Annotated in this window: 1 protein-coding gene; it reads right to left on the reverse strand. The window is 39.4% G+C overall.

Annotation, left to right across the window (positions count from 1 at the left end; all coding sequences use genetic code 11):
• Window positions 1-169: 169 nt before the first annotated feature.
• Window positions 170-409 carry a hypothetical protein gene (locus N1032_RS25895; protein WP_259543489.1) on the reverse strand — a complete coding sequence of 80 codons (240 nt, stop codon included), beginning with the start codon at window positions 407-409 and terminating at the stop codon, window positions 170-172.
• Window positions 410-652 lie beyond the last annotated feature (243 nt).

A 652-nucleotide genomic window follows, 5' to 3' on the forward strand; every position in this document is an offset into this window, starting at 1 on the left:
GTAGTCTGTATCATCTTCATCAGAATAATCGCTCTCCGTGGCTCTCAGAGCGTTTGAGGGGCTATTCTGAGTAAGGGCATCAACATCATCAACGATTTCATGTTCAAAGTCAAAGCTATCGGTATCGATGAACATAGAGGTAGTAGTAGGTTCGGACATTAGTCACTCCTTAAAAGTTTAATACTGGTTTTTCTGAGGAAACAGCTGCATTCTTAATTTTGTTACCGAGGTCTTCATAGTTCTGTAGTATCTTCTGATAACGAACTAAGTCTTTCTCCGTAACCTTACGTGCTTTCTCCCATTGCTCATTAATGAAGTAATCAATTACTCTGTCTAACTGACCTGTAGCAACAAGGGAGTGGCAAGACACTTGAAGGTCTGTCTCCGATAGGATAGGGTTTAAAATCATTGTAGCTCCTTAGGATGCTCTGTGGGAATGCCTTAGGTCAATTCAACCACAGTTAAAGTTAAAAACTTTGGAACGGTTTCAACGACCGTTTAAGCTTGACACTGAGGTCAAGGGAATACACTGAAGAAAAGACAAGGTCAAAGGCGACCTCATCTTCTATTTCCATTTCTATCAAAACTATCCCTTATTCTTTTATTGGTTTAGTAATGGTTTGTTAAATGGTTTGTTCATTGGTTTGTTAGG

This window comes from Herbiconiux daphne, assembly GCF_024979295.1.
GTDB classification, from domain to species: Bacteria; Actinomycetota; Actinomycetes; order Actinomycetales; family Microbacteriaceae; genus Herbiconiux; species Herbiconiux daphnes.

What these genes read in the sequence shown, in the direction of transcription:
- N1032_RS25895 (WP_259543489.1), bottom strand. Translation starts at nt 409, where the DNA reads ATGATTTTAAACCCTATCCTATCGGAGACAGACCTTCAAGTGTCTTGC.